The organism is Winogradskyella pacifica, from assembly GCF_003386275.1.
Taxonomy (GTDB): domain Bacteria; phylum Bacteroidota; class Bacteroidia; order Flavobacteriales; family Flavobacteriaceae; genus Winogradskyella; species Winogradskyella pacifica.
This window is the reverse complement of record NZ_QREI01000003.1, coordinates 521,269-534,785: the sequence shown is the minus strand read 5'-3', so window position 1 is coordinate 534,785 and position 13,517 is coordinate 521,269. Positions and strand designations below refer to the sequence as shown.

Sequence of the window (13,517 nt, the reverse complement as noted above, 5' to 3'; positions counted from 1 at the left end):
TAGTTTTGTTTAGTTAGTTTTCTTAGGTACAAACCTACGTATTCTTATTTCTATTTTATAAAAAATAGATAAAAAAGTAGGCACACAATATTCAATTTACAAAAATAGAATTTATTAAAGAAACTATGAAAACTTTAAGTGTTAATACTATTTGTTTTCCTTTTTCGTCTTTGATAATTTTTGAAAACTGCATCAAATAAAACAGTTCCCAACACAAGTATAGCGCCCAAATAGAACTGTGGCGACATTTTTTCTGTTTCAGGAAATAGCATCAAAGCGATAGCAATACCATAGACTGGCTCTAAGTTATAACTTAAAATCACAGTAAATGGACTTATATAACGCATCACTTCTACTGAACCTATAAACGCATAAGCTGTACAAACTGACGCTAAAATGAATAAGTACATCCAATCTGAATTGGATAGTGTAAAAAATTCTGCATTAAAGCTTTTGCCTGTTAAAAGAATGAAAATCGTAAGAAAAACGACTCCACTTATAAATTCATAAAATGAAATAACGGTTGCACTATGCTTCTCTATAAAAAGTCCATTTATTACCGCAAATAAAGTCGAGAATAACGCTGAGAACAATCCTAAAATAATCCCATTAATGTACCCCATTTCGCTACTAGTAATTAAAACAACTCCAAGAATGACAATGATTCCAAAAATAATTTCATAACCTAAAATACGGCGTTTAAAAAAGATGGGCTCAATGAAGGACGCAAAAAATGCCCCCGAAGAGAACATGGCCAAAGCAATAGAAACATTGGCTTGATTTATGGCTTCGAAAAACGTAATCCAATGCAATGCTATAATAACTCCTGCTGCAGAAAATTGCCAAAATGTTTTTGATGAGATTTTTATATTTATTCTTACAATTTTAATATAAATAAACATTAAAATTCCGGCCATTGCCATTCTATACCAAACCAATTCTAAAGCACCAATAGTAATTAATTCTCCTAGTATTGCGGTAAAACCAGCAATGACCACAAGAAAGTGTAAATGTAAATAATGCTTTAATTTAGCGTTTGGCATTTTGCAGCAGATATATGGCTAAAATACCAAATATTACATTAGGAAACCATACAGCAACAATCGCAGGAAAATTAGATTGCTCTGCCATGACACCAAAAACCTTATCGAAGAAAACGTAAATCATTGCAATGGCAATACCAAAAGCTAAATTCACTCCCATACCACCTCTACGCTTTATAGAAGATACAGCCACAGCAATTATAGTTAGAATAAATATGGAAACTGGTAAACTCCATTTTTTTAATTTCACCACTTCATAACGTCCAATATTAGGTGAACCTCTTCGTTTTTCTGCAGCGATAAAATCAAGGAGTTCCCCATAAGATTTTGTTTCTGCGGCATATTCTACAGGTGTTAAATCTTCGAGCTCAAATGGAAATTGTACTGTTTTATGAGTCTCTTTCTCTACCGTTTCAATGCCATTATCAAATGACCGCTTTAAATAGGTCGTAAGTTTATAAGCACTATCCTTTTCAACATAACTAATTCTATCTGCAAAAATTTTATATTTTAATTCATTGCCTTCAAAATGCTCGTACGTAAAATTTAAGCCCGATTTAGTTTTAGGTATAAAATTACTTACATATATATAATCGTGATCATTAATTTGTTGGTAAACATCTTTTGTTTGCTGAACTGACTTGTTCTTTTTTAGGTATTTAAATTTGAACTCATTAAACCCTTGACTTGCTATTGGAGCTAAATACATACCTAAAAACAACGCGAATCCTGCTACAATAGAAGCACCAATCATATACGGTCTTAAGAATCTTGAAAACGAAACACCAGAACTTAAAAACGCGACAATTTCTGTGTTATTTGCCAGTTTGGATGTAAACCAAATAACCGATAAGAATAAAAATAACGGAAATAAAAGGTTCGCAAAATATACCGTAAAATCTAAATAATAAAATGCGATCTCCCCAAACGGCACATCATTTTCTAACATTTTACCTACTTTTTCTGCTAAATCTACAGTAATCCCAATAGGGACAAAAAGTAGTAACATCATTAGAAATGTAAACAAATACCGTTTTAATATGTACCAATCTAGGATTTTCAAGTGTCTTCTTTAGTTGTTTAACAGAACTTATCGTTTTAATATTAAATTCAGTTTCAAATTTAAGTTCTATATCTACAAACGGTTATCCATTTGTTTTACCATTTTGTCTTTCCAAGCTCTAAAATCACCTGCAATAATATGTTTTCTAGCCTCTCTAGTTAACCAAAGGTAAAAACCAAGATTATGAATGGTTGCAATTTGCTTACCTAATAATTCATTAACAGTAAACAGGTGTCTTAAATAGGCTTTGCTATATTCTGTGTCTACAAATGTAATTCCCATTTCATCTACAGGCGAAAAGTCATTAGCCCATTTTAAATTTTTAATATTAATTGACCCATGAGCAGTAAACAACATACCGTTTCTGGCATTACGTGTTGGCATTACACAATCAAACATATCTACACCTAACGCAATATTTTCTAAAATATTGATTGGTGTCCCAACTCCCATTAAATACCGTGGTTTGTCTTCTGGTAGAATATTACAGACAATATCTGTCATCGCATACATTTCTTCTGCTGGCTCACCTACTGATAGTCCACCAATTGCATTTCCTTCAGCACCTGCATTTGCGATATATTCAGCAGATTGCTCTCTTAAATCTTTATAACAACTACCTTGAACAATCGGAAAAAACGTTTGTTCATAGTCATATTTAAATGGTGTCTTTTTTAGATGAGTTAAACAACGCTCTAACCAACGATGCGTCATATGCATAGAACGTTTAGCGTAATTATAATCACATGGATACGGTGTACATTCATCAAAAGCCATGATAATATCAGCACCAATACTGCGTTGCACTTCCATCACATTTTCTGGAGTAAACACGTGGTAACTACCATCAATATGCGATTTAAACTTTACACCTTCTTCTTTTATCTTTCTATTTGAAGACATAGAGTATACTTGGTAACCACCAGAATCGGTTAAAATATTACGGTCCCAATTCATAAATTTATGTAAGCCTCCAGCTTGTTCTAATATTGGAGTTTGAGGTCTTAAGTAAAGATGATATGTATTTCCTAGAATTATATCTGGGTTAATATCATTTTTAAGCTCCCTTTGGTGCACTCCCTTTACGGAAGCTACAGTACCAACTGGCATAAAGATAGGAGTTTCTATAGTTCCATGATCTGTTGTTATTGTACCAGCTCTTGCCTTGCTTTGTGTATCTTTTGCTACTCTTTGAAATTTCATGTGTTTGTACTTATTATTTTTCAGGAGACACATGTTGTACGCTATTAATCATTAATAATTTTAGCATACTCGTCTCAAGAATTGTAAGTCAGACGGCAAATATAAATAACTCTATAGTATTCCCTCTTAAATTAAATTTAAAAAAACAATCTTCCAATAATCTATTATTGTTTTCAGCTATTTTCAGCATATTGTTAGCAAATCATACAATTCGTTAATAAGTGCTCCTTTTCAACTTTTGAAAAACCTTAGTAAAAAGTTACTTTTGTAGCATAAAACTTAAGCAACATAACATGCCAAACATTAAAGAATTAACTGATTTAACTACTCAAGTTCGTAGAGATATTATACGAATGGTACACAAGGTAAACTCTGGTCATCCTGGCGGATCATTAGGCTGTGCCGAATTTTTTGTTTCTCTATACCAAGAGCTGATGGAAACTAAAGACGGTTTTGATATGGACGGAATTGGGGAAGATTTATTTTTTCTTTCAAACGGACACATTTCACCTGTCTATTATAGTGTGTTGGCAAGATCTGGATATTTTCCTGTTGAGGAATTGAATACTTTTAGACTTATTAATACACGTTTACAAGGACACCCAACGACACATGAAGGGTTACCAGGCATTAGAATTGCTTCTGGTTCTTTAGGGCAAGGTATGTCTGTTGCTATTGGAGCAGCACAAGCCAAAAAACTAAACAATGACGATCATTTAGTATACAGTCTTCATGGTGATGGGGAACTTCAAGAAGGTCAAAACTGGGAAGCTATTATGTACGCTTCTGCTAAAAAAGTGGATAATTTAATTTCAACTGTAGATTTAAATCAACAACAAATTGATGGTTCTACAGACGATGTTTTACCAATGGGAAGTCTAAGAGCAAAATTTGAAGCCTTTGGCTGGACCGTTTTAGACATCGAAAAAGGTAATGACATTGAAGCTGTTATTAAAGGCATGAAAGAGGCTAAATCTTTAACAGGAAAAGGAAAACCAGTTTGTGTTTTATTACATACGGTTATGGGTAATGGAATTGATTTTATGATGCACACACACGCTTGGCATGGTAAAGCACCAAACGATGAGCAACTTGCTAACGGTTTAGCTCAGAATCCTGAAACTTTAGGAGATTATTAAACTCCTTCTTAATAGATTGAGATTAAATCTCTCTATAAAGGAAGGACTTAAAAATGAATACTAATTAAAAGATACCCACTTTCGTGGGCATAGGAATGAAAACATACACATACACAGAAAAAAAAGATACAAGAAGTGGATTTGGTGCTGGTTTAGCAGAATTAGGCCGTACAAATCCTAATGTCGTAGCCTTATGTGCTGACTTAATTGGATCTTTAAAAATGGACGAATTCATTAAAGAGAATCCTGAACGTTTTTTCCAAATCGGAATCGCAGAGGCTAACATGATGGGCATTGCTGCTGGTTTAACTATTGGTGGAAAAATACCTTTTACAGGAACTTTTGCTAATTTCTCTACTGGTCGCGTTTATGATCAAATTCGCCAATCAATTGCCTACTCTGGTAAGAATGTAAAAATTTGTGCATCTCACGCGGGATTAACTTTAGGTGAAGATGGAGCTACACATCAAATTTTAGAAGATATCGGATTAATGAAAATGTTACCTGGAATGGTAGTTATTAATCCATGTGATTACAACCAAACAAAAGCGGCAACTATTGCTATTGCTGATTATGATGGCCCTGTTTATTTACGTTTTGGTCGTCCTTCTGTCCCAATTTTTACTCCTGCCGATCAGAAATTCGAAATTGGTAAAGCTATTAAATTTACAGAGGGTACGGATGTCACTATTGTTGCCACTGGTCATTTAGTTTGGGAAGCTCTAGAAGCATCAAAAGCATTACATGAAGCTGGTATTTCTGCGGAAGTCATTAATATTCACACTATAAAACCTTTAGACGATAAAGCTATTTTAGACTCTGTTGCTAAAACAGGTTGTATCGTTACTGCTGAAGAGCACAATCATCTTGGCGGCTTAGGAGAAAGTGTAGCTAGAGTTTTAGCACAACACCGTCCGACACCTCAGGAATTTGTTGCTACAAATGATACTTTTGGAGAGTCTGGTACACCAGCACAACTGATGGATAAGTATGGTTTAAATAGCGAGGCTATTCAAAATGCTGTTAAAAAAGTACTGAAAAGAAAATAATTTTGATTTGGTATCGTTTTTGAAGTAAGTACCTAATCTTATAAAACGAACATTATGAAAAATTTAAAAAAAACAGTTATCGCAACTGTGGCTTTTGCTTTTGTTGGATTTTCAATGACAGCTCAAAACGGAAATTCTTTTGGAATTAAAGGGGGCTTAAATTATAGTGCCAATGGAGATTATTTTGAATCTGCTAGTGCTAATGCAAAAAACCCGGATCGCAACATTGGCTATCATATTGGCCTTTTCGGAAAAATAGGTAACAAATTGTATTTGAAACCTGAGCTCGTTTATACAGCTACCAAAAGTGATTATAGCAATGATGAATTTTCAGTTAAGAAAATTGATGCTCCAGTACTTGTAGGGGTTCAAATCATAGGACCTCTAAGTGTCTTTGCAGGCCCATCATTTCAGTATATTCTAGATACAGAATTTGATGGTATTAATATAGACAATGTTGAAAACGACTTTTCTGTTGGATTAAACTTTGGTGTCGGACTTAGCTTTAATAACATAGGAGTAGATCTCAGATATGAAAGAGGTTTTAATCACAACGAAGCTACTTTTATTGATACTAATTTAGGTACTGGAATTGAAAGTAGAATAGACACGAGACCAGATCAGTTAATATTAAGTTTATCTATTGCGCTTTAGACAAAGCTAAAAAAAAGCAAATAAAAAGCCGCTCAAAAATTTTGAGCGGCTTTTCTTATTTTAAGAATTTAGTTTATATACTAAATCTCGTTGTAATTAATTGTAATTGTTGGATCTAAATAATCTGGTGTACCATCATTATTAGAATCTACAATAGTTACTGTTTTAATCGTGATAATATCTCCAATTTTAACTCTACTAATTTCAAATTCATTAGCAGCAAGTATTGGCTCATCTTCATTAAGACTTGTATCAACCGTATAAGTTGTAGGCATCAATTCATCTCTAGTTAAAACAAGGTCTCCATCATCATCAACATCCACAAAATCTGGAGAAAGATCTCCATCTGAATCGTCATTAACAACATCTAAATCGTTATCTAAATCTTCAATATATGAAGGGATTCCATCCCCATCATGATCTTCTACTTCATACTGTAATAATTCAAATTTAAAAATAAGATTGTCATATGACGACCCAGTAGTAGAACCTGAAAAATAACCCAAACCAGAAGGCACAAACATGACACCTAAACCTGGATTAACAAAACTAAAAATACCTTCTTCGTCAATTTCGTAACTAGAAGACACATTAAAGGATGGCATTACAAGTTGCCATGCTTTTATAACACTAGTTGTTACAAAACCTCCTAATTGTAAATTAAAATCTACAGGTGTTACACTAGAGTCAAAAACTTCATAATTACCTTCTAAGGCATCATTTACAGAACTTCCTTCGTACCTTACACGGATTTTATCTACAAAAGTAGGTGAACTATCACCACCTCCTTGGTTAATGTTTAGTACATAGTACTCATAAGTAGCCTCTAAGTATTCCGTTGTGTGCGTTGTCACCGCATCTAGTAATAAGGTATGGCCGTCTGGCACTACTTCACCATCAGCTAATCCTTCTATTAGAATATCTGCGTATTTATGATTTGAACCCGTTTCAAAAAAACCTGAGTTATAATAATGTGTAGATAAGTATAATAATATAGAATCTCTATCTTTAACTTGTTGCTCTGTTCTATCTGCCTCAACGAAAGTAACTGTATTATCATCATCACTTTTACAAGAGATTACGACCGTAGATAACACCATTAATAAAAGGCTGAATTTTAAAATTTTAATTTTCATATAAATTTATATTGAACGCATAAAACCACCACAGTTGATATACGAAGTTCATTATTGCTTATTTTTAACGCGCAAGATACAATAATATAATATTTTTGCACTACAAGATTAACGTAGTTTTTAGTAAAAAAGATATGCGAATTGATAAATATTTATGGTGTGTACGCTATTACAAAACACGAAGCATTGCAACAAAAGCATGCAAAAAAGGACAAGTAAAAGTTAATGGTGCGGCAGTAAAACCATCGAGAGAAGTGTTTCCTACCGATAAAATAGAACTAAGAAAAGACCAAATCATTTATCAGCTTACTGTTAATGATTTACCGCCCAATCGTGTGGGCGCAAAATTAGTTGATCTATACAGAACAGACACCACTCCCAAATCTGCGTTTGAGGCACAAGAGCTCTTAAAATACAGTAAAGATTATTATAGAAAGAAAGGTGCAGGACGACCTACTAAAAAGGACAGACGAGATATTGATGACTTTCATGAAGATGACGAAGAATAACCTTGTGGCATTTTTAAAATAATATTATTATATGGACTTAATAGATCAAAAATATTGGGAGGACCGCTACGCTACACATAAAACAGGTTGGAATGTTGGCTATACGTCTACTCCACTAAAAATTTATTTTGATCAACTTAAGGATAAGACCGTAAAAATTTTAATTCCTGGCGCAGGAAATAGTTATGAAGCCGAATATTTATGGAATAACGGTTTTAAAAACGTTTATGTATTAGATTTTGCGCAACAACCTTTAGATAATTTTAAAAAGCGTCTACCAGAGTTCCCTGAAAATCAACTTTTAAATACTGACTTTTTTGAATTAGACGATAGCTTTGATCTTATTTTTGAACAAACCTTTTTTTGCGCGCTACATCCTAGCTTAAGAGCACACTATGTTGAAAAAATGTTTCATCTACTAAAAGCCAAAGGGAAGCTTATTGGTTTATTCTTTAATTTTGAATTAACTGAAGATGGTCCACCATTTGGAGGGAGTCTCTCAGAATACAAAGCGCTTTTCGAACACAAGTTTCATCAAAAAGTATTAGAACCTTCAATTAATTCGATAAAAGAAAGACAAGGTAATGAACTGTTTTTTATCTTTGAAAAAAAGAGTTAATGGCACTTACAAAAAATACAATTTTAAGTCATAAAGAAATTGAGCATAAAATAAAACGTATTGCATATCAAATTTATGAGAGCAATGTTAATGAAACAGAGCTCATTATCGCAGGCATAGAAAGCAATGGCTATCTTCTTGCCAAAAAGATAAAATCTAATTTGGATAAAATTTCTACTATTGAATCTACCTTATGTAAGGTGATTATAAACAAATTAGAACCAACAGATCCAATTAAAACCTCAATACCTAAAGAAGAGTATACCAATAAATCTATTGTGCTTATTGACGATGTACTAAATTCTGGTAGTACATTAATATATGGTATTAAGCACTTTTTAGACGTACCTCTAAAACAGTTTAAAACTGCGGTTTTAGTAAATCGTAATCACAAAAAATATCCTGTTAAAGCTGATTTCAAAGGCATTTCCCTTTCAACCTCTTTATTCGAACACGTAAATGTTAATTTATCTAAACAACCTTACGAAGCCTATTTAGATTAAATGCGTTACAAGATCTTCTAAAATTTCTTGTTTCGTTTTATGATCTGTGTTGAGTGTAAATTGTGATTTACTATAATATTGATTGCGCTCAAATAAGTGCTTACCTATAAACTCTAATAATTCAGTTTCAGAATTTAAATGACTTATTAAAGGTCGTTTTTCTCTTTCTGTGAATAAACGTTTTGACAAAAGTGGTATGGACAGCTTTAAATAAAAACTAGTTACATTAGCATTATTAATTATCAAATCCATGTTTTTACCATAACAAGGAGTGCCTCCTCCTAGCGCTAAAACAATATTTTCAGACGAATTTATAACATCATTTAAATATTCGGTTTCTTTTCTTCTAAAGTAAATTTCACCTTTTGTTTTAAATATTTCAGAAATTGACCCTTTTTCTTTGTCAGAAATGTAATCATCCAAGTCTAAAAAACTGTACTCCAGAGCTGTAGCCAATTCCTTACCAATAGTTGATTTTCCCGACCCCATATATCCTATTAAAACTATAATCATAGCACTTATAAATTGATTATTAAACCCATAGGTTTGTTCACAACAAAAAAACGAAAAAAAAATTTAAAAAAGTGTTGTTAAATTAAAGAAAGCTTATATATTTGCACCCTCGTTAGAGAAAAGCATATAAGACCAGTTAGCTCAGTTGGCAGAGCATCTCCCTTTTAAGGAGAGGGTCCTGGGTTCGAGCCCCAGACTGGTCACTAAAAAAAGTTAAGCATTACGCTTAACTTTTTTTTGCTTAAAATTCAATCTATTCACCTAAAACAAGGTATCATCAAAAATATTAACGTGATAAAATAATAAATAGTAAACAACAAAAATTACGTTATTACTTTATTAACTTTTTAAAATACAAACAATTACACCTTTCTAAAATGTTGTTTATTGTATCTAAAATTTTAAACTGATAAAAAAAATAAAATTTTTTCAAATTCTAGTCTTTGTATTTGGATAAAGGTTTTATATTTGCACCCTCGTTAGAAAAAAAACATAACGACCAGTTAGCTCAGTTGGCAGAGCATCTCCCTTTTAAGGAGAGGGTCCTGGGTTCGAGCCCCAGACTGGTCACTAAAGAAAAGTTAAGTATAATGCTTAACTTTTTTTTTATTTACTTCATTATTTTGCGCACGTGGCGGAATTGGTAGACGCGCCAGCTTGAGGGGTTGGTGGACATTAGTCCGTGGAAGTTCGAGTCTTCTCGTGCGCACAATTACTCAAAAAAATTATTCTTACCTACCCAAGTAAATTCAAGTTTCTACATCACCCTACATTCTTTTTTTATATAATTTTTGTTAATTCTAAACTTCGTATTGGTATAAACCTTATTTTTGTTTAAACATTTTTAAAATAAAATGAACAATATTAAGGATAGGTTTAGTATAAAGGATTTAGAAAACCTAACAGGGATTAAAGCACACACTATAAGAATTTGGGAAAAGCGTTATAATTTGCTAGAGCCTAAACGCACGGAAACAAATATTAGGTATTACGACTTAGCTAGTTTTCAAAAGCTTCTTAACGTCAGCTACCTTAATAATAATGGATACAAAATTTCTAAGATTGCTACAATTGATACGCAGAAAATTCCGCAATTAGTTAGAGAAATCGCAACAGAAACTAATTTAGAAAGCCATGCTATAAATGCTTTCAAACTGTCAATGCTAAATTTTGATCAAGCTTTATTTTACAAAACTTATGAGTCACTGTTAAAAGAAAAGACATTTCAAGACATTTTTTACGATATATTTATTCCGTTTTTAACTGAAATCGGACTATTGTGGCAAACAGATACTATAACACCTGCACACGAACATTTTATTTCTACACTTATTCGCCAAAAAATATTAATAAGTACAGAAAAAATACAATCCAAACAAATTCTTAAATCTGACAAAACCTTTGTTCTTTATTTACCTGATAATGAAATACACGAACTCGGTTTAATGTTTCTTAATCACGAAATTGTAAGACATGGCTATAGATCTATCTTTTTAGGACCAAGTGTTCCTATGGCGAGTTTGCTAGAACTTAAGAATTACTACGAAGACATCATTTTTGTATCCTATTTTACGATAAAACCTGAAAAAGAAAACCTCGTAAATTACCTAAATGAATTTGATGACCTTATTTTAAAAACCTCAAAAACCAAGTTTTGGGTATTAGGCCGCATGATAAATGAGCTTGACAAAGACCAATTCCCTAAAAATATAAGAGCATTTAATTCTATTAAAACACTAACTCAAGAATTGCAAGATTAATGCGTAAAACGATTTCCATAATAGGCTCAGGGTTTTCAGCGTTATCGGCAGCATGCTATTTAGCTAAAGCTGGTTATACCGTTTCTATATACGAAAAAAACGATACGGTAGGCGGAAGAGCTAGACAACTCAAAAAGGATGGTTTTACTTTTGATATCGGTCCAAGTTGGTATTGGATGCCAGATATATTCGATAAGTTCTTTAATGATTTCGGAAAAAGCACAAGTGACTACTATCAACTTGATAAATTAAGTCCTGCTTATAAAATTTTCTTTTCTGATGATGTGATTACCATTGGTGACCACATGGATAAAATTTGCGACGAGTTTGAGCGTATTGAAACCGGCAGCTCCAAACCACTTCGTAAATTTATAGCAACAGCTCAAGAAAATTACGACATCGCTATAAATAAAGTGGTTTTAAAGCCTGGTCTTTCACCTTTTGAATTGGTGACAAAAGAAACTATTACGCGCTTAGATCGCTTTTATAATACCATTAGCAAAGAAGTCCGCAAGAACTTTAAAAACCCTAAACTGATTTCAACTTTAGAATTCCCTGTTTTGTTTTTAGGCGCTAAACCAAATCAGACTCCTTCATTTTATAGTTTTATGAATTTTGCCGATTTTGGTTTAGGTACATGGCACCCCAAAGGAGGCATGTACGAAATAGTTAAAGCTATGAAAAGCCTAGCGGAAAGCTTAGGAGTAAACATACATACCAATAGCAACGTAGAAAAAATTAGTGTTGACAATAAGAAAGGGAAAAGCATTACGGTAAACGGAACTATTATTAATTCTGACATTATTTTAAGTGGTGCAGATTACCACCATTCTGAAACGCTTTTAGACGAAAACTATAGACAATACAGTGAGTCGTATTGGGAAAGCAGAACATTTGCACCTTCGTCCCTACTCTTTTATGTAGGCTTCAATCAAAAGTTGAAAAATTTAGAACATCACAATTTGTTCTTTGATACCGATTTTGAGAATCATGCAGAAGAAATTTACGATAATCCAAAATGGCCTAAAAATCCATTATTTTATGCTAACTTTCCTTCAGTAACTGATGCAAGTATGGCTCCTGAGAATTGTGAAACCGGATTTTTTCTAATTCCAATTGCTCCAGGACTTGAAGACACACCAAAATTACGTCAGCAATATTTTGATCTTATCATAAATCGTTTTGAATTAAGAACGGGACAAAATGTTAAAGCACATATACTTTTTAAAGAATCGTATTGTGTTAATGACTTTATTGAAGATTACAACTCTTATAAAGGAAACGCTTATGGTATGGCCAATACGTTAATGCAAACCGCCTTTTTAAGACCAAAATTAAAAAGTAAAAAAGTAAATGGACTCTATTTCACAGGACAACTTACTGTGCCAGGGCCAGGGGTTCCTCCGGCTTTAATTTCAGGTAAGCTCGTGGCTGAACTGATTCAAAAAAACGAAGTTTAATAGCAAACATAACCATCATATGAAATTAATTTTTGACAACGTTTCTCATACCTGTAGTAAGGCCGTTACAAACGCTTACAGTACATCGTTCTCTATGGCTACAAAAATGCTATCGCACACCATAAGACAAGATATTTATAATATCTATGGCTTTGTAAGATTTGCTGATGAAATAGTAGATTCATTTCATGATTATGATAAAGAAAAACTCTTTAACATGTTTGAAAGTGATTTAGAAGCCGCTTTAGAAAACAAGATTAGTCTTAATCCTATTTTAAACGCGTTTCAAGAAACCTATCATAAATATGATATTGAGAAACATATGGTAGATTCTTTTATGGACAGTATGCGCTTAGACCTTCATAAAAAAGACTATTTAACTGATGAAGAATACAAAACGTATATTTATGGCTCAGCGGACGTTGTAGGCTTAATGTGCCTTAAAGTTTTTGTGAAAGGAGATATTACGAAGTATAATGATTTAAAAGCTTCAGCGATGAGCCTCGGTTCTGCATTTCAAAAAGTGAATTTTTTACGCGATTTAAAAGAAGACTTTGAAGATTTAAGCAGAACTTATTTTCCGAATACAGATTTAAATAAACTTGATGAAGCTTCTAAGAAGGCTATCATCAGTGAAATTGAAGCTGATTTTGCTAAAGGATTAGAAGGCATTAAAAATTTACCTTTAGAAGCTAAATTCGGTGTTTTTATGGCTTACAGATATTATAGCAAATTATTAGATAAACTCAAAAAAACACCAGCATTACAAATAAAATCTACTAGAATCAGAGTTCCTAACTACAGAAAAATAGAGCTTCTAACACGTAGTTATGTAAAATATCAATTAAATTTACTTTAAAATAACA

The 13,517-nt window shown here is 32.7% G+C and carries 14 protein-coding genes and 3 tRNA genes; 12 read left to right on the top strand and 5 right to left on the bottom strand.

Features of this window, described 5'->3' with window-relative positions:
* Positions 1–134: 134 nt before the first annotated feature.
* The 3 genes from DFQ09_RS09420 to tgt form a co-directional block, all read right to left on the bottom strand.
* The gene (locus DFQ09_RS09420) at positions 135–1,043 is read right to left on the bottom strand and encodes a DMT family transporter (protein ID WP_115809679.1); all 909 of its coding nucleotides are present in this window, start codon (positions 1,041–1,043) and stop codon (positions 135–137) included.
* Entirely contained in the window at positions 1,030–2,052 is a 1,023-nt protein-coding gene (locus DFQ09_RS09415) for an LptF/LptG family permease (protein WP_245940339.1), read from the bottom strand. Before DFQ09_RS09415 ends, DFQ09_RS09420 begins: the two co-directional genes overlap by 14 nt.
* Positions 2,053–2,178: 126 nt before the next feature.
* Positions 2,179–3,309: a tRNA guanosine(34) transglycosylase Tgt gene (gene tgt / locus DFQ09_RS09410; RefSeq protein ID WP_115809675.1), complete on the bottom strand. Its 1,131-nt coding sequence runs from the start codon at positions 3,307–3,309 to the stop codon at positions 2,179–2,181.
* Between the two features lie 293 nt (positions 3,310–3,602).
* Here tgt and DFQ09_RS09405 point away from each other — a divergent pair, with 293 nt between their 5' ends.
* The 3 genes from DFQ09_RS09405 to DFQ09_RS09395 all read left to right on the top strand — a co-directional run bounded on the left by DFQ09_RS09405 (position 3,603) and on the right by DFQ09_RS09395 (position 6,151).
* Positions 3,603–4,448: a transketolase gene (locus DFQ09_RS09405; protein WP_115809673.1), complete on the top strand. Its 846-nt coding sequence runs from the start codon at positions 3,603–3,605 to the stop codon at positions 4,446–4,448.
* Between the two features lie 95 nt (positions 4,449–4,543).
* Entirely contained in the window at positions 4,544–5,497 is a 954-nt protein-coding gene (locus DFQ09_RS09400) for a transketolase family protein (protein WP_115809671.1), read from the top strand.
* Positions 5,498–5,551: 54 nt separating this feature from the next.
* Positions 5,552–6,151: an outer membrane beta-barrel protein gene (locus DFQ09_RS09395; RefSeq protein WP_115809669.1), complete on the top strand. Its 600-nt coding sequence runs from the start codon at positions 5,552–5,554 to the stop codon at positions 6,149–6,151.
* A gap of 80 nt (positions 6,152–6,231) precedes the next feature.
* On the opposite strand, the gene DFQ09_RS09390 is transcribed toward DFQ09_RS09395, so the two are convergent.
* Positions 6,232–7,287, bottom strand: a complete 1,056-nt coding sequence (locus DFQ09_RS09390; protein ID WP_115809667.1) for an FKBP-type peptidyl-prolyl cis-trans isomerase — start codon at positions 7,285–7,287, stop codon at positions 6,232–6,234.
* Between the two features lie 134 nt (positions 7,288–7,421).
* Here DFQ09_RS09390 and DFQ09_RS09385 point away from each other — a divergent pair, with 134 nt between their 5' ends.
* The 3 genes from DFQ09_RS09385 to DFQ09_RS09375 are packed head-to-tail and all read left to right on the top strand — an operon-like array spanning position 7,422 to position 8,918.
* Positions 7,422–7,796, top strand: a complete 375-nt coding sequence (locus DFQ09_RS09385; RefSeq protein WP_115809665.1) for an RNA-binding S4 domain-containing protein — start codon at positions 7,422–7,424, stop codon at positions 7,794–7,796.
* A 31-nt stretch (positions 7,797–7,827) separates the two neighbouring features.
* Positions 7,828–8,415: a methyltransferase domain-containing protein gene (locus DFQ09_RS09380; RefSeq protein WP_115809663.1), complete on the top strand. Its 588-nt coding sequence runs from the start codon at positions 7,828–7,830 to the stop codon at positions 8,413–8,415.
* Complete coding sequence (locus DFQ09_RS09375; RefSeq protein ID WP_115809661.1) at positions 8,415–8,918, top strand: phosphoribosyltransferase family protein; 504 nt, start codon at positions 8,415–8,417, stop codon at positions 8,916–8,918. The genes DFQ09_RS09380 and DFQ09_RS09375 overlap by 1 nt, the downstream gene beginning before the upstream one ends.
* On the opposite strand, the gene DFQ09_RS09370 is transcribed toward DFQ09_RS09375, so the two are convergent.
* Entirely contained in the window at positions 8,910–9,431 is a 522-nt protein-coding gene (locus tag DFQ09_RS09370) for a shikimate kinase (protein ID WP_115809659.1), read from the bottom strand. The genes DFQ09_RS09375 and DFQ09_RS09370 overlap by 9 nt on opposite strands.
* A gap of 130 nt (positions 9,432–9,561) precedes the next feature.
* On the opposite strand from DFQ09_RS09370, the gene DFQ09_RS09365 reads away from it, so the two are divergent.
* The 6 genes from DFQ09_RS09365 to DFQ09_RS09340 all read left to right on the top strand — a co-directional run bounded on the left by DFQ09_RS09365 (position 9,562) and on the right by DFQ09_RS09340 (position 13,510).
* Positions 9,562–9,634: transfer RNA gene (locus DFQ09_RS09365), tRNA-Lys, on the top strand.
* Between the two features lie 294 nt (positions 9,635–9,928).
* A tRNA-Lys gene (locus DFQ09_RS09360) sits at positions 9,929–10,001 on the top strand.
* A 55-nt stretch (positions 10,002–10,056) separates the two neighbouring features.
* Positions 10,057–10,140: transfer RNA gene (locus DFQ09_RS09355), tRNA-Leu, on the top strand.
* Positions 10,141–10,285: 145 nt separating this feature from the next.
* Positions 10,286–11,191: a MerR family transcriptional regulator gene (locus tag DFQ09_RS09350; RefSeq protein ID WP_115809657.1), complete on the top strand. Its 906-nt coding sequence runs from the start codon at positions 10,286–10,288 to the stop codon at positions 11,189–11,191.
* A complete protein-coding gene (locus DFQ09_RS09345; RefSeq protein WP_115809655.1) occupies positions 11,191–12,651 on the top strand; it encodes a phytoene desaturase family protein in 1,461 nt (486 codons plus the stop codon). The genes DFQ09_RS09350 and DFQ09_RS09345 overlap by 1 nt, the downstream gene beginning before the upstream one ends.
* A gap of 19 nt (positions 12,652–12,670) precedes the next feature.
* A complete protein-coding gene (locus DFQ09_RS09340) occupies positions 12,671–13,510 on the top strand; it encodes a phytoene/squalene synthase family protein (RefSeq protein ID WP_115809653.1) in 840 nt (279 codons plus the stop codon).
* Positions 13,511–13,517 lie beyond the last annotated feature (7 nt).